The following is a 21,228-nucleotide window of genomic DNA, read 5'->3' on the forward strand; positions in this document are numbered from 1 at the left end:
ATGGATGCTTGCGCGCGCGATCGAGCCAGGGAGCCGGCTGTCCCCCTGGCAATCTGCGCTGCGGGAGCGCTCTCCTCGCGGCCGGTGTGCCGGCCGGCGGGATCAATCCTTTGCGTCGCGGACGCGAGCGGCCTTGCCTGCCAGGTTGCGCAGGTAGAAGAGCCGCGAACGGCGGACCACGCCGCGCGAGACGATCTCGACCTTGTCGATGCGGGGGCTGTGGAGGAGGAACATGCGCTCGACGCCGACCGTGAAGCTCACCTTGCGCACGGTGAAGGTGCTCCGGACCCCGGCGCGGTGGCGCTTCAGAACGACACCCTGGAACACCTGGATGCGCTCCTTCTCGCCCTCGACGATCTTGTAGTGGACGCGCACCGTATCGCCGACCCGGAAATCCGGGATCCCCTCGCGGAACAGGGGAGCTTCGATCTTCGCGAGGATGTTCGAGGTCTGCATGGTCGGTCAATCCTTCAAAGGGTCGGGGATCCGTCTTCGCGGTCCCGTGCCCGTGCTCAAGGGGGCTGGGCCGCCGCCGTTCGTTGACTGCGTCCGGCGGAGCGGGGGCCGCGCGCGGCCCTCGTGCTTCACGCGATGAACGCAGATGGAACCCGGTTGCGGTTCCGGGAGAACATGGGCGCGAGCGCGTGCCCGCGCACCTCCCCGGGGGGTACCGGAGAGGTGCGGCATTATGCATGCGGGCGATCCGGTGTCAACGCCGGCAGCGGCGCAGTCGCGCAGTCGCTCTTGATGCGCGCGCTTCGTGCCGGGCCTGCTGCCTCAGCGGCGAACGGGGATGATTTGCACGCGGCGGGCCTCGCCCTCGCCGTCGCTCTTGGTGACGACGCCCGGGAACTTCGCCAGCGCCAGGTGGACGACGCGGCGGTCCTGCGGGTTCATCGGCTCGAAGGTGATGATCTTGCCCTCCTCGACTGCCTGCTTGCCCAGCCTGCGCGCCATGGAAGAGAGCGTGTCCTCGCGCCGCTGCCGGTAGCCCTCGGCGTCGATGATCACATGACGCCGCTTCTTGCCCGGCCGGTTGATCACGCGGTTGGCGAGGAACTGCAGCGCCGAGAGCGTCTGCCCCTTCTTGCCGATCACGCGGCCCGCGTCCTTCCCCTCGATCTCGAGCCGGATCTCCTCGGGCGGATCTTCCTCCTCGTTCTCGAGGAGGTCGACGGTGCAGTCCATGCCCATCGCCGCGAGCACATCGATGACGAAGTCGAGCGCGACGTCGGCGCGCCCGTCCTCCTCGAACTCGGCCGCGTCGCCAGCGCCCTGCGCCTCGGCATCGACATCGACGTCCGCTGCGTCGATTCCCCTTTCGGCAACTTCACTATCCACGGACACGTGCTTTTCCCTTTCCGAGAGCAGGGGCCGACTTGTCGTCGTCGCCCGGAGTCTTCTTCATCGCGGATTGGGGCTCCGCGCTCGCGACCTCTCGCACCTGGATGCCGCCGGCCCGTTCGTTCTTCGCCTTCAGGTAGCGCTCGACGAGCACCTGCTGCCCGATGCCGAGCCAGGTGTTCGTCAACATGTAAACGCCGAGGCCGGCCGGGAGGAAGAGCATCATCGCGGTGAAGATGCCGGGCATCAGGTACAGCATCATCTTCTGCTGCGCCGGGTCGCCCTGCGGGGGCATGAGCTTCTGCTGGATGAAGCTCGAGCCGCCGAGGACGATGGGGATGATGAAGTACTTTCCCGGGGCCGACAGGTCCGGAATCACGGGGCCGAACGGGGTGTGGTAGAGCTCCACCGCGGTCTGGAGCGCGGTGTAGAGGGCGAACCATACCGGCATCTGGAGCAGCATCGGGAAGCAGCCGACGACCGGGTTCGCGACCTTGTTCTTGCGCCAGAGCTCCTGCATCGCGAGGCCGCGCTGGGCGGCGTCGTCCTTGTACCTCGCGTTGATCTCATCCATCTCCGGCTTGAGCTTGCGCATCGCCGCGGCGCTCTTGATCTGCTGGATGCTCAGCGGGAAGAGCAGGAGCCGGACCGTGATGGTGAGCAGGACGATCGCCCAGCCCCAGCTGCCCACGGCGCCGTAGAGGACGTAGAGGTACGAGACGAGGAGCTTCGCGATCGGCGAGAACCAGCCGAGGTTGATGACCTCGCTCGCCCCGTGGTCCACGGCGGCGAGCAGCTCGCGCTCCTTCGGCCCGGTGAAGGACAGGAGCTTGTAGGTCACCGCGCCGCCGGGCGCGAGCTCGTGCTCCGGATAGGCGAGCCGCGCGCGATAGACGTGCCCGAAGCTCGGGTCCTTGCTTTTGTCCTGGAACTTCGATGTATCCCAGACGTCCTCGATCTGCGTCTCGGCCGTGGGCTGCCCTGGCCCTTCCAGCGGGATCGCGATCTTGCTGAAGTAGCTGCTGGAGACCGCGGCGAACCGCGCGTTGCCCGGGGTGCGCCGCCAGCGCTCGGCGGTGAACTCCGGGTCCTTGAAGTCGCCGGGCTCGAAGGCGTCGGGGAGCTGACGCTCGGTCTTCTGGTCGGTCGCGGCGACCGTCTCGGTGATCCACTCGGAGATCAGGCCGAGATGGCCCTCCGTCTCCTTCTGGGTCCGCCACGCGGTCTGCTCGACGGCGAGCCGGTGCTTGCGCGGCTCCTGCGCGAGGTTCTCGACCGTCATCTGCACCGAGAGCTCGAAGGGACGCCCCGTGGCCGCGACGACCTTGGTGAGCCTCGTCGCGCTGTCGGCGTAGGTGAACGTGCAGCTCTTGCCGTCCTGCGCCGAGAGCTTCCAGTCGAGGTCGTCGAACGGCACCTGCTGCGCACTGCCGCCAGGCAGGTGCAGGTCCGTCCTGAGAGGCATCCGCGACTCGAGCGAGGTCGTCACCAGGTCCATCGGCCTGCGCTCGCCGTTCCCCGTCGTGTATTTCGGGTCCGTCATCCAGAGGTGCCGGAGCGACCCGCCCTGCGTCGACAGCTCAGCCTTGAAGCGATCTCCGTCGATGACGCACGTCTCCGCGGGCGCGCGCTCGGCGGGGGCCGTGCTGTCGTTGACGTCGAGCGGCTGGAGCTGCGGCGCGCCCTCACCGAAGAGGAGCGGCTTGCCGAACTGGAAGAACAGGATGATGGCGAGGCCGAGGAACAGCCATTTGGCGATATTGCTGCGTTCCATGAAGTCCTTCGTCGATCCCAGGATCTCGAGCCGCGCCCTTCGCTGCGGGCGTCTCGTGACGCCTCACGAGCCTGCCCAGGGTCGCTCCGTGCGGGCTCCGCTCCGCGGCGTGTCGGGCGCCGTGCCGCAGGGGGCCTTGTCGATGGCCGAGCGGGATTAGTCCATGAGGGTGACCCGGCCGCTGAAGCCCGCTCGACAAGGGGATGAGGCGCGCGAGGCGAGCTCCGCGCCAGTAGACGAACAGCGTGTCGTATCCCGCGGGTCAGCGTCCCGTTGACGCGGCATCCGGGCAGCCGCGGCACGGTGAAGACGAGGTGGTGGCGGAGGGTCGAACCCGCCTGGATGAAACGGGTGACACCTACACAGTCGCTTGAGCGAAAGCAAGCTCCCCCGGAGCGCCCCATGGTCCACGATGCAGGCGGCGGCGTAGCGCGAGCAGGAGGGCTCGAACCGACAGACCGGGCCCATCAACGCCACGATGAGCCTGGAGAGCGTCATCTGGTAGGCGCGGATCAGCGCGAGGAGGAGCGTCGCCAGCATGCGGTGAGCCGTGAGAGAGCGAGGAGCTTGGGGCCCAGCGCACCACGGCGCAAGGTATGCCGCGCCATCTTCCTTCTAGCCGTCGGTCGGGTCAGTCTGGTCTGGCGCGGCCGCTGGCGGATCGCCTGCGCTGCGCTCGGCCATGACCTCCGTTCGCGCGCGCGACGCGGCGGTGAGCGCCTCCTTCGCCCGGCGGCGGAGCACCGGAACCACGCCACGAAGCTCCGTGAGGACGTCATCGAGGCCGAGCGAGCCGGCGCCAGTGCGGAGGATCACCACGATGTCGACGCGCTCAGGGAAGAGCTCCGGGAATCTCCGGAACGCCTCCCTGAGCAGGCGCTTCGCGCGGTTGCGCGCCACAGCGCCGCCCACCTTGCGCGAAGCGACGAGGCCCAGGCGAGGCGCCCCCGATGGGACAGGCGCGGCAGCGCTCTTCGTGCCGCGGGGGGCCTCGCCGCGAGCAGCGCCCTCGGTGGGGGCCGCGACGAGGAGCAGCAGGTGGCGGGTGCTGACGCGATGACCACCGTTCTGGATGCGGACAAATTCTGCCCGCCTGCGAATGCGGCGCTCGCGCGGGAACGTGGAGGAGGACGCCGACGAGCGCGGTTGCGCTGGCGCCATCACCGCCGCGTTACTTCTTGTAGATGCTGGGCGCGAGCCGGGCGCGGCCCTTGCGGCGGCGGTTGTTGATGACCTTGCGACCGCCGGCGGTCGCCATACGCGCACGGAAGCCGTGGGTCCGGGCGCGGCGGGTGTTATGGGGCTGGTAGGTGCGCTTCATGGCTGGTGGTCCTTCGGTCTGGAGCGCGAACGGCGGCATCCTGGCCGCACGTCAAGCGGGCGCGCAAGAAAGCACGGCATTTGGCCCAGGTCAACACCAGACGACGTGGTGACGCGCGGTGATGCGCGGTTACGCGCACGGTTACGCGCCTTGCCCACGTTCGCCGTTCTCTCTCACCTTTCTAGAGGCCTGGGTTAGCGTGTAGCCTCCGATCGACCGCAACGGTCGTTCAAAAGCGGGTCACAGGAGGGAATTTGACGCGCACCGGAGGACATGAGGGGGAAAAGCAGCACGCGCCCGCACGGGGCGTCAAGCGACGCGCGCTGGCGGCTGCTGCGGCGGGAGCCTTGTTCTTGAGCGCGCTCCCTGTGAGCGCGCAGACGAGAACGTTCTACCTGGACCGGCTCTACATGGCCGGCGCTCCCGACGACTCGATCGCGCTCTGGCGACCGCAAGTGGCGCCGGAGACGCGCTTCTTCGGGCAGTTCGGGCTCGGCCTCGGCCTCAATCCCTTCCGGGTCGAGAACATGCTGAATGACGAGCAGGCCGCGGGGCGGTTCAGCAGGGAACACGGCTCGCCGGTGTCCTCGCAGCTCATCGGCTACTTCAACGGGGGCGTCGAGCTGCTCGACCGCTTCTCGCTCCAGCTGGGGCTACCGATCATCGCCCTCCAGACGAGCAACCCGACGAACGACCCGAGCGTCGCCGGCGCAGAGGACGCGGCGAGCCCGTCGACCGCCGCGCTCATGGACATCCGGCTCGACGGGCGGGCGATCCTGTACCGCACCGAGGATCGCTTCTTCAAGCTGGGCGCCAACGCGACGGCGTGGGTGCCTACCGGCAGCAAGCTCTCGTTCTCGGGCGACAACGCCGCGAGCGCGATGATCGGGCTCTCGGGTGAGATCGATCTCAAGTCGATGTTCTTCGTCCTGAACACCGGGGTGCACTTCCGTCCGTACTCATCGCTCAACGACTTCACCGTGACGAACGAGTGGAGGTGGGGGATCGGCGGCTTCCTCCCGCTGCGGAACGGGGCGCTGCGGCTCGGCGCGCAGATCTTCGGATCGACGGGCCTCGGCCGCGACACGACGTTCACCGGCGACAACACGCCGCTGGAGTGGATGGCCGAGGGGCGGCTCGCGCTCGATCAGCGGAAGAAGGGGTGGCTCGGGGTCGGCGCCGGGACGCGGCTGTCGGGCGGCTACGCGCCGGATTTCCGGATGGTCGCGGTCGCCGGCTACTCGTTCGGTATCAAGGATGTCGAGCCCATGTCTCCTGGCAGGCGCTTCCAGGCGGTCCCGCCGCGCGCCGCGGATACGGACAAGGACGGGCTCCCGGACGACATTGATCTCTGCCCGACCGATCCCGAGGACGGCAAGCCGCCGAACGCCGACGACGGCTGCCCGGCGCTGCCCGATCGCGACGGCGACGGCATCCCCGACACCAGCGACAAGTGCCCGGATCAGCCCGAGGATTTCGACAAGATCAACGACGCCGACGGCTGCCCTGAGGACGACGCCGACGAGGACAGCATCCCGGACGCGAAGGACGCCTGCCCCAAGGAGCCGGGCCAGCCGAGCCCCGAGCCGACGAAGAACGGCTGCCCGCAGTTCATCCGCCGCATCACGGGGTCGAGCGAGATCCAGATCCTGAAGCAGGTGCAGTTCGCGACCGGCAGCGCGAGGATCCTGCAGAACAGCTACAGCATCCTGGACGAGGTCGTCCGGCTCTTGAAGGTGAACCCCGAGATCACGCTCGTCGCGATCGAGGGCCACACCGACAACCGGGGCTCGGACCAGCTCAACGAGAAGCTCTCGAACGATCGCGCTCACTCGGTCAGGACGTACCTGATCGAGCGGGGCGGCATCGATCCGGCCCGGCTCACGGCGGCGGGCTTTGGTCCGAAGCGGCCGATCGACGACAACAACACCGAGGCCGGGCGCCAGAAGAACCGGCGCGTCGAGTTCCACATCCGCGAGAGCACCACGGGCGGGAACAAGGCTGGCGGCGACAAGGGTGGCGGTACCGTCACGCCGTAGGTGGCCCATCCGGGCGGCGCGCGCGGGAGCCCTGCTGTGCGTGGTGCTCTCGCCGGCGTGCCGCCCTGAGCAGGGCACGCCCTACCGCTGCAGCTGCACCTTCGTCACGGACTTCGACGACGACTCGAGGCTCGACGTGGAGGTCTGCGCTCCGAGCGACGCCCGCGCCGAAGGCGTCGGACGTGGATGCGCGCAGACCCACGCGCCGGGCCCGGTGTCTGGATGCACCTGCGGAGGCGCGCCGGATCGCGGCCCGTGCGAGCTCGGCGCGTGCCGCGTTACGCCAGCAGCGCCTTGAGGTCGGCCGCCGTCGTGACGGGCGCCGAGCACGTCCGCCCGCGACATGCGTAGGCGACCGCCCCGTCAGGGCGCGCGGGCTTGCCCTCGGCGACGACCTTCACCGCCGCGGCGCTCTCCGGCCGAGCCGGGTCCACGAGCACGATCGCCCGGTTCGGCAGGTACGCCTTGAACGCCTCGCGCGCGAGCTCGGCCGCCGACGCCGAGCCCGCCTCGCCGACCACAACGACCGTCACTGCACCGCGCGTCAGGCGGTCGAGCACGCACACGGTCTGGCCGAGACCGAAGGAGTTCTCGAGCGCCGTCGGCGCGAGGACGTCCAGCTGCCGCTCTGCCGGTGAGCGGTAACGCTCGTCGGCGATCTCGGAGAGGCGCAGGCAGAGGAGCGCCGCCATCGAGGCGGCCGAGGGCGCGGCCTGGTCGTAGATGTCCTGCGTGCGCGCGATCAGCGCGTCGCCGTCGTCCGGCGTGAAGAAGAACCCGGGCGCGGCCTCGTCCCAGTGGTGCGCGATCATCGCGTCGGCGATCGCGCGCGCGACGTCGACGTAGCGCGGGTCGGAGGTGGCCTCGTACAGGTCGAGGGCCGCGTTCCCGAGGTACGCCTGGTCGTCGAGGAACCCTGGCCGGACGTCGCCCACGGCCGCCCCGGAGCCGCCTTGCTCGCTCTTCGCGCCTGCAGGCGCGCCGTCCTTGAGATAACGGCCGACGCGGCCGCCGCGGATGAGCTTCCGCTCGAGCAGCGCAAAGGCGCGCGCCGCGGCGTCGACCCAGGCGGGCTCGTCCAGCGCGCGCCCGGCGTCGGCGAGCGCCCCGATGAGCAGCCCGTTCCAGCTCGCGAGCACCTTGTCGTCGCGCGCCGGTCGAGGCCTCGCGTCGCGCGCCGCGAGCATCGCGACCCTGGCGCGCGCGAGCGCATCGCGGCACCGATCGAGGTGGGTCGAGGCGGCACCTGCCGCGCCGTCGTCGATGACCGCCGCGGCCTGCTCGAGCGTGCGGTGCTGCGAGAGCACCGTCGCGCCGCTGTCCTCGAAGTTGCCCTCCTCGCTGATGCCGAAGACGAGGCGGGCCACGTCGTACGCGAGCTGATCCTCGCCGACGGCGTCGCGGAGCTGATCGAGCGTCCACACGAAGAACTTGCCCTCGCGCCCCTCGGAGTCGGCGTCCTGCGACGCGTAGAAGCCGCCCTCCGGGTCGCGCATCTCGGCGAACAGGTAGCCGACGATCTCGCGCGCCGTCTCGGCGTAGATCGGCTTCTTGAACGCGCGGAACCCGTCGGCGTAGAGGCGCAGGAGCAGCGCGTTGTCGTAGAGCATCTTCTCGAAGTGGGGCACGAGCCAGCGCTCGTCCGTCGAGTAGCGGTGGAAGCCGCCGCGCAGGTGATCCCAGATGCCGCCGTCCCGCATCCTGTCCAGCGTGAGCTCGACGCCCTCCGCCGCGACGCGATCGCCCTCCAGCACGCCGCGGCGGAGCAGCACGTCGAGCGCCATCGTGTTCGGGAACTTCGGCCGCGATCCGATGCCGCCGTGGCGGGGGTCGAGGCGCGCGAGCAGCTGCCGCGACGCGCGCCGGAGCAGATCGGACGACGCGGGCGCGACGATACCTGCAGCGCGCGCCGGCGCGCGCTGAGCGCGCTCGATGGCCTCGGTGATCTCCTGCGCCTGCTGCTCGACGTCGTCGCGCCGGTTCCTGAAGGCGTCGGCGATCTTGTCGAGCACCTTCGGGAAGCCGGGCATGCCGAGCGCGTCCTTCGGCGGGAAGTACGTGCCCGCGAAGAAGGGGCGCTGATCCGGGGTGAGGAACACCGTCAGCGGCCAGCCGCCGCTCCGGCCCATGAGCTGCACGACGAGCTGGTAGATGTGGTCGAGATCGGGCCGCTCTTCCCGGTCGACCTTGATGTTCACGAAGAGGTCGTTCATATGCCGGGCGATCGCCTCGTCCTCGAACGACTCGCGCTCCATCACGTGGCACCAGTGGCAGGCGGCGTAGCCGATGGACAGGAGGATCGGCTTGTCCTCTCGACGAGCGAGATCGAGCGCCTCGGCGCCCCACGGGTACCACGCGACCGGGTTGTGCGCGTGCTGCAGGAGGTACGGCGACGACTCGCTCGCGAGCCTGTTCTTGTGGGCTGCCATGGGCCCCACGTAGGGCCGGGCGCGGGGGGCCGCCAGCCGTCCGCCAGCCGTGGCGCGGTCGCCGGCGCTACGCCCGCTCCAGCACCAGCGCGCAGTTGTGCCCGCCGAAGCCCGCCGAGCACTTCACCGCGTGACGCAGATCGACCGCCCGCCGCTCCCTCACGACGTCCAGGGAGCACTCTGGATCGAGCTCATCCACGTTGATCGACGGGTGCAGCAGCTGGTCGCGCAGCGAGCACACGACCGCGATCGTCTCGACGGCGCCGGCGCCGCCGAGCAGGTGCCCGATCATCGACTTGGTCGCCGAGATCGGGATGCGCGCGAGGCGCTCGCCGAACACGCGCCGCAGCGCGAGCACCTCGGCGGCGTCGCCCTGCGGCGTCGAGGTCGCGTGCGGGTTGATGTAGCCGATCGCCTCCGGCGCCGTGCCCGCTCTGGCGAGGGCGCGCTCCAGCGCGAGCGCGAGCCCGAGCCCCCAAGAGTGAGGCCGCGTGAGGTGCTCCGCGTCCGTGGTCATCCCGAAGCCGGCCACGACGGCGAGCGGCTTCGCGCCGCGCGCGAGCGCGTGCTGCTCCTCCTCGAGCACGAGCGCGCCTGCTCCCTCGCCCATCACGAAGCCCTGGCGGCGCCGGTCGAACGGGCGGCTCGCGCGCGTCGGGTCGCCGTCGACGGCCCTGGCGAGCGCCTTCGCATTGCCGAACCCCGCGACGGTGTTGAGCCGCGTCGCGGCCTCGGCGCCCCCCGCGACCATCACGTCGGCCTCGCCCGCCTCGATCATGAGGGCCGAGGTCGCGATCGAGTGCGTGCCCGTCGCGCACGCGCTCGCGAGGTTGTACGACGGCCCCATGAGCCCGTAGCGCATGGAGATGAGCGCCGCCGCGCCGTTCGGCATGACCCCCGGGATGAAGTAGGGCGACACGGCCCGCGGACCGCGCGCCGCGCTCCTGCCGACCTGCTCTTCGAAGATCTCGACCGACCCCATGCCCGTGGACATCAGGCACCCAACGCGGGTCCGGTCGATGCCGCTCGCCGGCGCCGCGGCGGCGAGCGGCGCGCCCTGTGCCCGCGCGCCCGCGCGCTCCGCCGCCTCGTCCTCCGCGCCAGAGGCGCGCTCGATCGGCACGATGCCGGCCTCGCGCAGCGCCTCCACCGCGGCCGCGAGGCTGAAGTGGGTCACGCGGCCATAGATCTCCGCCTCCTTGGGCGACAGGTACCTCCCGACATCGAACCCCTTCACGCTGGCTGCGATGTCGCTGCGGAGCCTGTCGACGGGGAAATCGCGGATGTAGTCCACGCCGGATCGGCCGGCGAGGAGGTTTTGCCAGGTGGTCGCGACGTCATTGCCCAGCGGGCAAACGGCGCCGATCCCGGTCACGACGACGCGCCTTCGCATCGGACTGCTCTTGCTCGTTGGGGGGGAGGTGGAAGGTTCAGGCGGACAGCGCCTGGGGCGCAGTGTTGTCCAGGTTGGGAGCGTTTGCGAGGCCCTCGATCGAGGGGTCACGGCGCTCACCGCCGCGGCGAAGATCGAGCGCGGTGCGCTGGGCGGCGAGCATCTCGTGCCGGTTCACGCCGAGGTACTTGAGGATCGGCATGTAGACCTTCTGGATGAACACGTTCCGGTCGACGCCGGCCTCGCGCATCTTCAGGATGCGCGAGTCGTAGTCCGGGACGATCCCGACGCCGGGCATCTCGAAGTTCGCGAACACGTGCGCCATGTCCGCGAGCGTCCCCGGCCGGTCCTCCTCGAGCAGCACCTTGACGACGCTCTGGTAGAAGCGGCAATGGGCGATCTCGTCGCGGGCGATGTAGTCGTAGATCGTCCGCAGGCACTCGTCGCCCTCCGTCGCGGCCCGCTCCCGGTGCTTCACGTAGATGACGAACGTCGCCATCTCCTGCACGCAGCCGTAGAACGTCATCTGTCGCGGCGTGTGGAACGGGAGGTCCCACTTCTTCGCGAAGATCTGGTGCTGCAGATCGCTGAGCTGCTCCTCCGTGCGCTTTCCGGAGCGCAGGAGGTACTGCATCAGCGTGAGCGAGTGCTTCGACTCTTCATAGGCCCAGTTGGCCTGGAACCACGCCTGGCCGAAGTACTTCCGCACGAGGTTGATGCCGTTCGCCACGTAGTCGGGCAGGTACATCTCGACCGAGCAGAAGGTCTCCGCGCACAGGGCGAGCTCCTCGCTCGCCTCCTTGTTCACGCGCTCCCACGGGATGTCCTGGAAGACGTTCCAGCGGCGCTCGCGCTCCGCCTTCTCGAAGAACGTCATGTACTCCTGGAAGATCTTCTCCTCCAGCCGGCTCATACGATCGCCTCCAGCCGCTCTCCGACCTTCTTGCAGAGGTCGCCCACCGTGATGAGCTCGACCAGATCCTCGTCCGGAATCATGATCCCGAGCTCGGTCTCCATCTCTCCCACGATCTGCATCATCGAGAGCGAGTCGATGCCGAGCTCCGTGATCACAGACGCCGCGGTGACATTGGGGAACTCGCGCTTGTCCACCCGGGCGGCAACCGTCTTGAAAATCTCGAGCAGATTGGTCTTGTCCGTCATGGTTCAGTCGATCCTGCGAAGCTCGTATTGAGCGAGGGAGCTGTAGTGCTTGTCGAACGCGTTCACGCACGTCGACAGGTAACGATCGTAGTCGTCGAAGACCTTGTCCCCCCACGTCGACCGGATGGTCTTCTCGTTCAGCTTGAGGCGGCGGAGCCACTCCGCGGTGGTGCGCTGGTAGTGCTCGCGCCGCGTGTTGACCTGCATCACCTCCCAGTAGGGGTTCGCCGCCTGGATGATGTCCTCGAGCCGAGGGTTCAGGCCGCCGGGGAAGATCTCCTTCGTGACGAAGTAGATGTCCTCCAGCTCTTTCCTCGTGCCGGCGGGGAGCCCGCCCCAGGGCGTCATCCGCGGCGTCCGGTTGCGGAGGATGGTCTGGAGGCCGAACCAGGCGCCCTTGTTCGTGAGCTCCCAGGCCTTCTTGAAGTAAGCCCGATAGATGTCGATCGCCTTGCCCTGGCGCGCCTCCTCCGGCGAGCACAGGTGATCGATCATGCAGATCGAGATGAGGCTGTCGAACCGCTCGGCCGTCGCGAAGGTCCGGAAGTCGCCGCCGACCACCTCGACGCCGGGGATCTTCCGGGCGTTCACCTCGGCGGCCTGCGCGGTGGACAGGGTGACGCCGACCGCGCGCGTCACGCCGCGCGCCGTGGCCACGTACTCGAGCGCCGCGCCCCAGCCGCAGCCGATGTCGAGCACCTTCTTCCCGGGCCCCGCCTTGGCGAAGTCCGACAGGATCCGGAGCTTGTTCAGCTGCGCGGCCTCGAGCGACTGCTCGGGGGACTCGTAGACGGCGCAGGTGTAGTTCATGCGCTCGTCGAGCCAGAGCCTGAAGAACTCGTTCGAGACGTCGTAGCTGACCTCGACCTCGGCCTTACTGGATCCCATCGATGACTCCTTCGACACGTGCCGGGGCGCCGCCCGCGCGGCCCCCTTCGGTTCGCGACACAGGGCCGCCCGCGCGGACCACGTCGCCATGGGGAGAGGGCGTCGCGCCCTCGTCAATGTCCGAGGCGACCTCGAGCTCGCCGGCCTCGAAGCGCCGCTTCATCTCGCGGCGCCGCACCTTCCCGCTCGACGTCTTCGCCAGCGTCCCTCGCTTGATCAGCGCGACCTCGGACAGCTGCACGCCGAGCTGGGAGCGCACGGCCTGGGTGATCGCCTGCGCGACGCCGGCGACGCTCCGCTTGGCCTCGGCGACGACGATCGCGCGCTCGGCCCCCTCGGCGGTGAGGCACGAGAACGCGACGCAGTGGCCGTCGCGCACCCCCTCGACGGAGGACGCGATGCGCTCGATGTCCTGGGGGAAGTAGTTCTTGCCGCCCAGGATGATGAGGTCCTTGGAGCGGCCGCACAGGTACACCTCGCCGGCGACGGTATAGCCGAGATCGCCTGTCCGCAGCCAGCCCCCTCCGAACGCGGCCTCCGTCGCCTCTGGCTCGTTGAAGTAGCCGGCGGCGACGCTCGGGCCGCGCACCCAGATCTCCCCGACCTCACGCGGGCCGAGCGGCGATCCGTCGGGGCCCGCGACGATGAGCTCGTGGCAGGGGAGGGGGCGACCGCAGGAGACAAGCTCCAGCGAGGCGCCGCCGTTCGCCGGCCACGCCTTGCCGGCCTGCATCGCCTTCGCGTCCACGCGGTCGGTGGTGAGCGGGGCCTTGAGGTCGCTGAACGTGATCGCCAGCGTGGCCTCGGCCATGCCGTACGAGGGAAGGATGCTCTCCGGGCGGAGCCCCCGCTCGCTGAAGCGGCGGAGGAACGCGCGGAGCACGTCGGCCTGGATCGGCTCGGCGCCGCACCCGAGCGCGCGCACGCAGGAGAGGTCCCAGTTGCCCGCCTGCGCGTCGGTGACGGCGCGCGTGGCGAGGGCGAAGGCGAAGTTCGGGGCAAAGGTGATCGTGCCGCGGAACCTGTGGATCGCGTCGAGCCAGAGCGAGGGGCGGCGGATGAACGCCGTCGTCGGCAGGAACATCACCGGCACGAGCGCGTAGAGCGGCGCGATGACGAAGCCGATGAGCCCCATGTCGTGGTAGAGGGGCAGCCAGCTGACGCCGCGATCTTCCGGCGTGGAGCGCAGCCCGTCGAACATGATGGCGTGGCTGTTCACCGTCAGGTTGCGGTGGGTCACCATCACGCCCTTCGGCCGCGAGGTGCTCCCCGAAGTGAACTGCAGGAACGCGAGGTCGTCGAGGGACACGCGCCAGGGCTCGGCCGCGTGGGATGCCTCGGACGCGTCGAACCCATCGCCAGCGCGCAGATCGCGCTCGAGGACGACGCGCAGGCCTGGCAGGGCCTCACGGCTCTCTCCGTTCGCCGCGAGGTAGGCGTCGATCATCTCCTTGAGCTGCTCGTTCGTGACGAGCACGCTGGCGCCTGACGCCTCGAGGATGTGCTGCACCGTCTCGCCGTACGCCTCGAGCTTGGCCAGCGACTGCGGCGGGTACATCGGGACGGCGACGATGCCTGCCGTCAGCGCGCCCACGAAGGTCAGGACGAACTCGTCGGCCTCCGTCAGGATCAGCGCGACGCGGTCGCCCTTGCGGAGCCCGAGCTTGCGAAGCGCGTACGCTCGGCGCTTCGCCTCGAGCCAGAGCTCGGCATAGCTGATCGCCCGCTCCTCCCCGGAGCTGCGAACGAACGTGACTGCGCGGTCGGCGTGCACCGAATTCTGCTGAAGGACTTCGACGAACGTGCGCATAGGCTCTCTGGCGGCTCAGGTCGGCCGGACGTAGTGATCCGTCCAATAAGGACAGCGGGGGACCTGAGTGAGCGCAGCCATAAGCGAAAATCGAGCCAGGGCAAACAGAAAACACGGGAATCCAGGGTTTGGGCTTGATTCCGCCGTGAACGCCTCTGATTCCCCCGGGCGCGAGGGTCATAGGTGACGAAAAATCGTGCGCAGAGTGCGTCGAATATTCGTCACATCGGCCCCTGAGTGCGAATCGAGGTTCGCGTGGCGCGAGAGCCACACCGGGCCGATTGGATTGCACCGACCCAGGTTGAGGTTGCCGGCGCCGACCCAGGTTGAGGTTGCCGGCGCCGACCCAGGTTGAGGTTGTCTCGCCGACGGGCTTGGGGAGGCGGGCGCACAAAATGCAAGGAGGCGCCGGTCTCCCAGCGCCTCCCGCTCTCACACGCGACGTCGCCTGCTACTCGGCGTCGTCCAGGCCCATGTGGCCCGCCGCCTCATCTTCATGGGCGTCTTCGCCCTTCTTGTCGTCCTTCTTCTCGGTCTTCTCGAACCTCTTCGGCTCTGCGAGGGCCCAGTCGGCCGACCACGACGACAGGACGTAGATCGTGCCGTCGCCGCCTTCCTTCGTGGCGTAGCGGCTCGACCCCTTCGCGATCTTGCCCACCTTGACGGTGAAGTCGCCCGCGTTGTCCTTCAGCTTGATCGTGATGATGCCGCCGTTCGAGGCCGCCGCGTCGAGCCCGGTGTCCGACTTCTCGTCGCCGAAGTCCTCCGCGCCGAGGTTCTTGTAGGCGCGCAGCAGGTCCTTCACCTTGGCCTCGTCGAACTTCTCCCACTTCGCGGAGGCCGCGCCCAGCTTGCCGCCCTTGTCGCGCTGAGCGAACGTGCCGGCCCACTTGTCGTCGTTCTTCGAGAAGCTGAACAGGCCGTTCTTGTTCTCGACCGAGACCTGGATGGCGTTCTCGTCCTCGAACTTGAGGATCGACGTCTCGCGCCAGTTCTTCGGCTCCCGCGTGTAAAGGTAGCTCGAGTAGCCGCCCGCGACGTAGACGCCGTCCTGCCCGTCGACGCGCGCCATCTGCCCGCGCGAGCCGCTCTTGCCCAAGTACAGGTCGAGCGCCTTCTCCTCGCCCTTGTACGCGACGACGTGGACCGCCTTCTCGTCGGTGAGCTCGTACTGAGGGTACGTGCCGCTCGTCCGGTCGATGACCTCCTTCAGCTTGAGCTCCTTCAGGTTGTCGAGGAGGCTCCGCACGTTCGCCGCGTTCGCCTTGGCGTTGACGGGCTTCGTGACCTCCCACGTGTCGCCCTTCTTCTCGAGCGTCACGTCGGACTTGTCGGCGTTCTTGATCGAGATCTTCGTGACCTTCTCGACGTCTTCCTTCGAGACCCCCACCTTCGGCAGATCCGCCGTGGCGGCGGTCGCCGAGTGCGCGGCGAGCTCGTCCTTCTGCTTCTTCTGCGTGAAGTACACGCCGAGGCCGAGGAGCGCGAGGACGGCGAGGGCGATGTAGATTCTGTGCTCGGTCTTCATGGCTCTTTCACCCGATGGGGCTCTGGCTCAGTCGAGCGTGATGTTCTCGCGGGCGCTCTCGCGACGCCGCCACCGGATGAGGCCGAACACGGCGAAGAGCGCCGCCGGCAGGAGCGTCAGCGTCCACTGCACGCGCTGCTGCACGGTCTTGCGCTCCGCCCGGTACTCCTCGGCCTTCTTGGCCAGGGTGGCCTCGTCGTCCGTGGCCTCCTGCTTCGGCTTCTCGATGCCCGCGTAGGTCAGGTTCGTCTCGCCGAACATCTTCGCGGTCGCGGCGAGCAGCGTGCTGTCCCCCGCCATCCAGTCGAGGGTGTTCTTGAACGCCAGGATGGTGGCGGTCAGGTACTTCTGCGCGTACGGCTGCGAGAGCATCAGGAGATCCTCGTCGCCGCCCATCCCGCCCATCATCGCCATCTGCGGCGGCATGGGGGGCGGGTTGCCCGAGCGGGCGAACGGGTTCGCGAGGAACTGCGACGCCGAGAGCACGAGGATGCGGCCCTTGTCCGCGCTCTCCGCAGGCGCGCTGATGCCGAGCCCCTCCTGGCCGCCGAACGCGCTCTTGAGCTTGCCCTCGACCGTCACCGCGATCGCGCGCTGCGCGTACTCGCCCTTCGGCTTCCAGTCGGCCGAGAACTTCATGTCGATGGCCTCGGACACGTCGACCGTCGTCTTCGGCGTCGAGCGCGCGACGACCTTCATCGTCGCCTCGGGCTGCTTCTCCGGGTGCGGCACGAGGGTCGACGGGAAGGGGAAGGCGAGCTCGGGGAGGCGGAAGAAGCCGGGGAACGACGAGTCGAGGATCTGCTCCTTCTCGTCGAAGCGGCTGTCCTCCTGGAGCTGGAGGATGCCCGGCGCGCGGAACCACATCATCTGGCCCGACTGCGTCTGCACCGGGATGGCCATCGAGCGGCTCCAGTCGAGGATCGCCTCCTTCTTCATCTCGACGCCGTAGCCGTCGAGCAGCTTCTCGAGGCCCCAGGTGTTGAGCGACGCCTTCATCGCCGGGTCGGACGCCTTGAGGTTCACCGCGCCGGCGAACACGGCGAGCGCCTTGTTGCCGAGCATCATGAACTGGTCGATGCGGCGCAGCTCCTTCTCGGTGAACTCCTTGCCCGGCTGCGTGATCACGAGGCCGGCGAGCTCCTTGTTGATCTCGCTGTCGCCGCCCTTCAGGTCGACGTCCTCGAACTTGTAGAACGGGAAGTGGTGCTCGAGCAGCGCGCGCATCGACGGGCCGCCGCCCCGGCCGCCCTGCGACGCGACGAGGTTCGCGTCCGTCAGCTTGATCTCATCCTTGCCGGTCACGACGCCGATCTTGGTGTCGATGGCGTCCGCCTTGTCGCGGATCTCGCGGATGGTGTTCGTGATCCAGAACTCGAGGCCCTGCGCCTGGTCCGGCGAGAGCATCGGGATCGCCTCCTTCTCGCTGCCGTACTTGAAGGCGATGCCCATGAACCCGCGGGTGATCGTGGCCTGATCCTGGCCGGTCTCGCTCCCCTCGCCGAAGGCGGCCTCCTGCAGGCCCGCCTCCTTGGCGGCGGCGCGCTGCTCGTCCGTCTTCGCCTCGATGATCGCGTAGTGGAGCTTGCCGTTCGAGGCCTGCTCGTACTCGTTCATGAGGTCGGTGAGGTCCTGGATGAACGCCTCGTGCTTCGGGAGCCCCCGGGTGACGTAGACGTCGATCTGGAGATCCTGCTTGAGCCCCTCGCGGACGAGGTGGGCCGAGCCCTTCGAGAGGGTGAACCTCTCGGTCTTGGTCATGTCGAAGCGCTTGTAGGCGCCGTACGAGATGACGTTGGCCGCCACGAGGATGGCGGCGACGATGGCCAGGTAGACGCCTGTCTGCGTCGCGGCTTTGGCTTTCCGTTCCATGGTTGGTCCTTACGCCCACTTCCTGCGCTCGAGCGCCCTGAACGAGGCCATGAGGCAGCCCGCTGTGATCGAGAGGAAGAAGACGATGTCTCGGGTGGACACCATGCCGCGCGCGAACGGCGTGAGGCGGGTGTCGAAGCTGATGAAGGAGAGGACGTCGCGGAAGAGCGACGGGGCGTAGTCGGCGAGGTTGTCCACGCCGTGCAAGAAGCCGAGCACCAGGAAGGTGATGAAGAACGCGATCACCTGGCTGTCGGTCAGCGACGAGATGAGGAGGCCGATCGACACCGCCGCCGCGCTGTAGAGCACGAGGCCGATGTACCCCGAGAGCACCGGCCCGCTGTCGAGCGCGCCGAGGTGCCAGGGCCACACGAACATCATCAGCGGGTAGAGGATCGTCGAGAAGACGAGCACGAGGACGAGCCCCCACGCGCCGAGGAACTTGCCGAGGACGACCTCGTGATCCTGCACGGGCAGGGTGATCAGCATCTCCAGCGTGCCGCTCCGCTTCTCCTCGGCGAGGAGCCGCATCGTGATGACGGGGATGATGAGGAAGGAGAGCCCTATCGGCGCCCAGCTGAACAGCTGCACGAGCGAGGCGCGGTCCGCCTGCCAGAAGCCGCCGTTCATCAGGAAGAAGATGACGCCGAGCGCGATCAGCCCGAAGCAGATCACGACATAGGCCAGGGGGGAATCGAAGTTGGAGCGGAACTCCCGCTTCGCGATGGTCAGGGTGGTGCTCATACCGTTCAGCCCTTCTTCTTGGCGGGCGCTTCTTCCTCTGCGCCTTCGTCCTCGCCGCCGTCGCCGCCGTCCTTGGCTTCGTCGCCGGCGCTGTCGTCTTCGTCGTCCTCGTCGTCCTCGTCGTCGGCCGACGCGCTCGCCTCGTCCTCGTCGTCGAGGTCGTCGGTGATCAGCTTGCGGCCGCGGTCCTTGCGCTCGTCGCCGCGCGTGAGCGCCTTGAACACGTCCTCGAGGCTCTGCGAGTCGCGCCGCATCTCGAGGAGGAGCCAGCCCTTCTGCACGACGAGCTGGAAGAGCTCGGGCCGGATGTCGCCGCCGAGCGCGCCGAGCAGCTGGAAGCTGTGGGCGCTGTCGCCGGTCGGCAGCTCGGTGACGCTGGTGACCCCGGGCAGACCGGAGAGCGCCTCCTGGACCTCCTGGGCCGTCGGGGGCTTGCGCGCGCCCGACCGGTAACCGTCGCCGCCCTCGAAGACCTTCTTCTCGTGGACGGTGACGACGTACCGGACCTTGCCGCTCTTGGCGCGGATCTCGTCGAGCGGGCCGTCGGCGACGACGCGCCCCTTGGAGACGACGATGGCGCGGGCACAGGCGGCCTCGACCTCGGACAGGTTGTGGGTGGAGAGGAGGATCGTCCGCTCCTTGCCGATCTCCTTGATGTAGCGGATGACCTCCGCCTTCTCGTTCGGGTCGAGATCGCTCGTCGGCTCGTCGAGGATGAGGATCGGGGGGTCGTGGACGAGCGCCTGGCCGAGGCCGACGCGCTGGCGATAGCCGTGAGAGAGCGTGCCGATGTCCTTGCCGAGCACCTGGGCGAGGCCGCACACCTCGACGATCCCCTTCATTCGCTTCTTGAAGAGCGATTGATCGAGGCCGCGCATGTCGGCGACGAACGAGAGGTATTCCCAGACGTTCATCTCGCCGTAGAGCGGGGCGCGCTGGGGCAGGTACCCGAGCTTGCGCCGGACATCGAGCGGGTCGTCGAAGACGTCGTACCCGTGGACCCGCGCCGTCCCGGCCGACGCCGAGAGGAAGCAGGTGAGGATGCGCATCGTCGTCGACTTGCCGGCCCCGTTCGGTCCCAGGAAGCCGACGACCTCGCCGCGATGGACCTCGAAGCTCACCTTGTCGAGCGCGCGCAGCGACCCATAGCGCTTGGTCAGCGAGCTCGCCTCGATCATCACATCGCTAGCCAAAATGACCTCCTTAGATGGTTCCTTGAGAAGCGGAGCGCCCGGCTCCGTCGTTCGCCCCTGGCGATCCCCCCCGCACTGACCAGCGGGCGCGCCGTTGTGGCACCCTGGATCACCCATTACCCAGGCGAAAGGCGGCGCCATCGTAGCGGCGGGTGGATCTCTGTCAACAGCGCCGACCCGAAGCGGCTGAACCTGGGGTTTATTCCCGGCGATCGCGGCTGCTCCGGGCACGGTTGTCCGGGCTATCCCCGGTTTGGCGGCGTCGCCGCGGTTCCTCCGCGGCGTGTCGTGCGTGGGACGGGCTCGCCCGGCGCGCGCGGCTGCCGAATTTATCCTTGACCTGGGCGTCTGTGTTGGACTAGTTGGCCACACCTCGCGTGAGCCTCATCGTCCAGAAGTTCGGCGGCACGTCCGTCGGGTCCATCGAGCGCATCCAGCGGGCGGCCGCGCGGGCGCTCGCCACACAGCAGGCCGGTCATGACGTCGTGGTCATCGTCAGCGCGATGTCCGGCGAGACGAACCGGCTGCTCAAGCTGGCGTCGGACATCGCGCCCGTGCCCGACGCGCGGGAGATGGACGCGCTCGCGGCGACCGGCGAGCAGGTCTCGGCCGCGCTGATGGCGATTGCGATCCAGGCGCAGGGGGGCAAGGCGCGGAGCTTCCTTGGCCACCAGCTGAAGATCCTGACGGACAGCGCCTATACGAAGGCGCGGATCAAGGCGATCGACGCCCAGCGGCTGCACGAGGCGCTCGCCGGGGGGAAGATCGCGGTGGTCGCCGGGTTCCAGGGCGTGGACGACGCGGGCAACATCACGACGCTCGGCCGAGGCGGCAGCGACACGAGCGCCGTGGCGATCGCGGCGGCGGTCGGCGCCGAGTGCGAGATCTACACGGACGTCGACGGCGTTTACACAACGGACCCGAACATCTGCAAGACGGCGCGGAAGATCGAGCGGATCAGCTACGAAGAGATGCTGGAGCTCGCCTCGCTGGGAGCGAAGGTCCTTCAGATACGGAGCGTGGAGGTTGCGATGAAGTACGGTGTCCCGGTGCATGTGCGGTCATCGTTCTCGGACGTGCCGGGCACGTGGGTCGTCAGCGAGGAGCAGTCTCTCGAGAGCGTGACGGTGACGGGCGTGGCGCTCGACCGGAACGAGGCGCGGGTCATGCTCGTCGGCGTCGACGACAAGCCGGGCGTGGTGGCGCAGATCTTCGGCGCGCTGGCCGAGGAGAACATCAGCGTCGACATGATCATCCAGAACGCGCCGAGCTACGGCCTGGAGACGCGCGGCACGTCCGGCGAGGTGAAGGCCGACGTCACGTTCACCGTCGGCAAGGCGGATCTCCCGCGGGCGAAGCTCGTGATGGAGAAGGTCGCCAGCGCCGTGCGCGCGATGAGCATCCGTTACGAGGAGGACATCGTGAAGGTGTCGATCGTCGGCCTCGGGATGCGGACGCACGCGGGCGTGGCGGCGCGGATGTTCCAGCTGCTCGCGGCGGATGGGATCAACATCCAGGCGATCTCCACGAGCGAGATCAAGATCTCGTGTCTTGTCTCGACGAAGTACGCCGAGCTCGCCGTTCGTGCGCTGCACGATGGCTTCGGGCTCGGCGGCAAGGCCTGACCGAACCCGTTCTACCGTCGTGATGCGCTCGCCGTGAGCGGCCCCCGACGCGGTCGGTGAGGCTGCTCGCGGCGTGTCGCATTCTGGCGTCGAGTGCACGGACATCG

General features: G+C 68.6%; 18 protein-coding genes. 2 read left to right on the forward strand and 16 right to left on the reverse strand.

Annotation, left to right across the window (positions count from 1 at the left end):
* Nucleotides 1–102 precede the first annotated feature (102 nt).
* The 6 genes from rplS to rpmH form a co-directional block, all read right to left on the reverse strand.
* Nucleotides 103–456 (reverse strand): 50S ribosomal protein L19, encoded by a 354-nt coding sequence (gene rplS / locus WME97_RS13720; RefSeq protein WP_437552348.1) that lies wholly within the window; start codon nucleotides 454–456, stop codon nucleotides 103–105.
* A 321-nt stretch (nucleotides 457–777) separates the two neighbouring features.
* A complete protein-coding gene (locus tag WME97_RS13725) occupies nucleotides 778–1,341 on the reverse strand; it encodes a protein jag (RefSeq protein WP_231864816.1) in 564 nt (187 codons plus the stop codon).
* On the reverse strand, nucleotides 1,334–3,118 hold the full coding sequence (gene yidC / locus WME97_RS13730; protein ID WP_437552349.1) for a membrane protein insertase YidC: 1,785 nt from the start codon (nucleotides 3,116–3,118) through the stop codon (nucleotides 1,334–1,336). Before yidC ends, WME97_RS13725 begins: the two co-directional genes overlap by 8 nt.
* Nucleotides 3,119–3,274: 156 nt before the next feature.
* Entirely contained in the window at nucleotides 3,275–3,658 is a 384-nt protein-coding gene (gene yidD, locus WME97_RS13735) for a membrane protein insertion efficiency factor YidD (protein ID WP_437552351.1), read from the reverse strand.
* Nucleotides 3,659–3,733: 75 nt separating this feature from the next.
* Nucleotides 3,734–4,279: a ribonuclease P protein component gene (rnpA, locus tag WME97_RS13740; RefSeq protein WP_437552352.1), complete on the reverse strand. Its 546-nt coding sequence runs from the start codon at nucleotides 4,277–4,279 to the stop codon at nucleotides 3,734–3,736.
* A gap of 10 nt (nucleotides 4,280–4,289) precedes the next feature.
* Entirely contained in the window at nucleotides 4,290–4,439 is a 150-nt protein-coding gene (gene rpmH / locus WME97_RS13745) for a 50S ribosomal protein L34 (RefSeq protein ID WP_061605775.1), read from the reverse strand.
* Between the two features lie 353 nt (nucleotides 4,440–4,792).
* Here rpmH and WME97_RS13750 point away from each other — a divergent pair, with 353 nt between their 5' ends.
* A complete protein-coding gene (locus WME97_RS13750) occupies nucleotides 4,793–6,478 on the forward strand; it encodes an OmpA family protein (RefSeq protein WP_437552353.1) in 1,686 nt (561 codons plus the stop codon).
* A 278-nt stretch (nucleotides 6,479–6,756) separates the two neighbouring features.
* Here the strand turns inward: WME97_RS13750 and WME97_RS13755 are convergent, their stop codons facing one another.
* From WME97_RS13755 to WME97_RS13800, 10 genes are all read right to left on the reverse strand, one after another.
* Nucleotides 6,757–8,907: a thioredoxin domain-containing protein gene (locus tag WME97_RS13755; protein ID WP_437552354.1), complete on the reverse strand. Its 2,151-nt coding sequence runs from the start codon at nucleotides 8,905–8,907 to the stop codon at nucleotides 6,757–6,759.
* 67 nt (nucleotides 8,908–8,974) lie between these two features.
* A complete protein-coding gene (locus tag WME97_RS13760) occupies nucleotides 8,975–10,300 on the reverse strand; it encodes a beta-ketoacyl-[acyl-carrier-protein] synthase family protein (RefSeq protein ID WP_437552355.1) in 1,326 nt (441 codons plus the stop codon).
* Between the two features lie 37 nt (nucleotides 10,301–10,337).
* Complete coding sequence (locus WME97_RS13765; protein WP_437552356.1) at nucleotides 10,338–11,213, reverse strand: acyl-ACP desaturase; 876 nt, start codon at nucleotides 11,211–11,213, stop codon at nucleotides 10,338–10,340.
* Nucleotides 11,210–11,461: an acyl carrier protein gene (locus WME97_RS13770; protein WP_437281439.1), complete on the reverse strand. Its 252-nt coding sequence runs from the start codon at nucleotides 11,459–11,461 to the stop codon at nucleotides 11,210–11,212. Before WME97_RS13770 ends, WME97_RS13765 begins: the two co-directional genes overlap by 4 nt.
* A gap of 3 nt (nucleotides 11,462–11,464) precedes the next feature.
* The gene (locus tag WME97_RS13775) at nucleotides 11,465–12,349 is read right to left on the reverse strand and encodes a class I SAM-dependent methyltransferase (protein WP_437552357.1); all 885 of its coding nucleotides are present in this window, start codon (nucleotides 12,347–12,349) and stop codon (nucleotides 11,465–11,467) included.
* Nucleotides 12,336–14,123, reverse strand: a complete 1,788-nt coding sequence (locus tag WME97_RS13780; RefSeq protein WP_437552358.1) for a fatty acyl-AMP ligase — start codon at nucleotides 14,121–14,123, stop codon at nucleotides 12,336–12,338. Before WME97_RS13780 ends, WME97_RS13775 begins: the two co-directional genes overlap by 14 nt.
* Nucleotides 14,124–14,610: 487 nt before the next feature.
* Nucleotides 14,611–15,687 (reverse strand): DUF4340 domain-containing protein, encoded by a 1,077-nt coding sequence (locus WME97_RS13785; protein WP_437552359.1) that lies wholly within the window; start codon nucleotides 15,685–15,687, stop codon nucleotides 14,611–14,613.
* Between the two features lie 27 nt (nucleotides 15,688–15,714).
* On the reverse strand, nucleotides 15,715–17,559 hold the full coding sequence (locus tag WME97_RS13790) for a GldG family protein (protein WP_437552360.1): 1,845 nt from the start codon (nucleotides 17,557–17,559) through the stop codon (nucleotides 15,715–15,717).
* Between the two features lie 9 nt (nucleotides 17,560–17,568).
* Nucleotides 17,569–18,303 carry an ABC transporter permease gene (locus tag WME97_RS13795; protein ID WP_437552361.1) on the reverse strand — a complete coding sequence of 245 codons (735 nt, stop codon included), beginning with the start codon at nucleotides 18,301–18,303 and terminating at the stop codon, nucleotides 17,569–17,571.
* Between the two features lie 5 nt (nucleotides 18,304–18,308).
* Nucleotides 18,309–19,496 carry an ATP-binding cassette domain-containing protein gene (locus tag WME97_RS13800; protein ID WP_437552362.1) on the reverse strand — a complete coding sequence of 396 codons (1,188 nt, stop codon included), beginning with the start codon at nucleotides 19,494–19,496 and terminating at the stop codon, nucleotides 18,309–18,311.
* 377 nt (nucleotides 19,497–19,873) lie between these two features.
* On the opposite strand from WME97_RS13800, the gene WME97_RS13805 reads away from it, so the two are divergent.
* The gene (locus tag WME97_RS13805) at nucleotides 19,874–21,121 is read left to right on the forward strand and encodes an aspartate kinase (RefSeq protein WP_437329235.1); all 1,248 of its coding nucleotides are present in this window, start codon (nucleotides 19,874–19,876) and stop codon (nucleotides 21,119–21,121) included.
* Nucleotides 21,122–21,228: the final 107 nt, after the last annotated feature.

It is taken from the genome of Sorangium sp. So ce367 (genome assembly GCF_051520455.1).
Taxonomy (GTDB): Bacteria; Myxococcota_A; Polyangia; order Polyangiales; family Polyangiaceae; genus Sorangium; species Sorangium cellulosum_B.

Excerpts from the sequence above, each read along its gene's own strand:
- rplS (WP_437552348.1), bottom strand. The coding sequence starts at position 456 with ATGCAGACCTCGAACATCCTCGCGAAGATCGAAGCTCCCCTGTTCCGC.
- yidC (WP_437552349.1), bottom strand. The coding sequence starts at position 3,118 with ATGGAACGCAGCAATATCGCCAAATGGCTGTTCCTCGGCCTCGCCATC.
- yidD (WP_437552351.1), bottom strand. The coding sequence starts at position 3,658 with ATGCTGGCGACGCTCCTCCTCGCGCTGATCCGCGCCTACCAGATGACG.
- rnpA (WP_437552352.1), bottom strand. The coding sequence starts at position 4,279 with ATGGCGCCAGCGCAACCGCGCTCGTCGGCGTCCTCCTCCACGTTCCCG.
- rpmH (WP_061605775.1), bottom strand. The coding sequence starts at position 4,439 with ATGAAGCGCACCTACCAGCCCCATAACACCCGCCGCGCCCGGACCCAC.
- WME97_RS13755 (WP_437552354.1), bottom strand. The coding sequence starts at position 8,907 with ATGGCAGCCCACAAGAACAGGCTCGCGAGCGAGTCGTCGCCGTACCTC.
- WME97_RS13760 (WP_437552355.1), bottom strand. The coding sequence starts at position 10,300 with ATGCGAAGGCGCGTCGTCGTGACCGGGATCGGCGCCGTTTGCCCGCTG.
- WME97_RS13765 (WP_437552356.1), bottom strand. The coding sequence starts at position 11,213 with ATGAGCCGGCTGGAGGAGAAGATCTTCCAGGAGTACATGACGTTCTTC.
- WME97_RS13770 (WP_437281439.1), bottom strand. The coding sequence starts at position 11,461 with ATGACGGACAAGACCAATCTGCTCGAGATTTTCAAGACGGTTGCCGCC.
- WME97_RS13775 (WP_437552357.1), bottom strand. The coding sequence starts at position 12,349 with ATGGGATCCAGTAAGGCCGAGGTCGAGGTCAGCTACGACGTCTCGAAC.
- WME97_RS13785 (WP_437552359.1), bottom strand. The coding sequence starts at position 15,687 with ATGAAGACCGAGCACAGAATCTACATCGCCCTCGCCGTCCTCGCGCTC.
- WME97_RS13790 (WP_437552360.1), bottom strand. The coding sequence starts at position 17,559 with ATGGAACGGAAAGCCAAAGCCGCGACGCAGACAGGCGTCTACCTGGCC.
- WME97_RS13795 (WP_437552361.1), bottom strand. The coding sequence starts at position 18,303 with ATGAGCACCACCCTGACCATCGCGAAGCGGGAGTTCCGCTCCAACTTC.